We start from the raw sequence: 345 nt of genomic DNA, 5'->3' as shown, positions 1-345 counted from the left end.
ACGAGGTGATCGCCGCCGTCGGGCTGGAGGAAAAGGCCGGCGCGCGGATCGGCGCCCTCTCGGGCGGCCAGCGCCGGCGGCTGGACGTGGCCATGGGCCTGATCGGCAATCCCGACCTGTTGTTCCTGGACGAACCGACGACCGGCTTCGACCCGGAGGCCAGGCGGTCCTTCTGGGAGCTGATCCGCCGCCTGGGTTCCGACGGCACCACGATCGTGCTCACCACGCACTACCTCGACGAAGCCGAGCAGCTGGCGGACCGGCTGGGCGTCATCGCCGTGGGACGGCTGGTGGCCGAAGGCACGCCCGCAACGATCGGCGGGGCGGCACTGCGCCGGCCCAGGG

The 345-nt window shown here is 72.8% G+C and carries 1 protein-coding gene; it reads left to right on the top strand.

Annotation, left to right across the window (positions count from 1 at the left end; genetic code table 11):
* The coding region (locus tag AC5RUJ_RS18780) for an AAA family ATPase (RefSeq protein WP_494156576.1) at window positions 1-345 on the top strand (345 nt) is incomplete at both ends.

Source organism: Arthrobacter sp. Y3223164, from assembly GCF_059091005.1.
The sequence above is the reverse complement of the archived record's forward strand: the minus strand, read 5'-3'. Positions and strand labels throughout refer to the sequence as shown.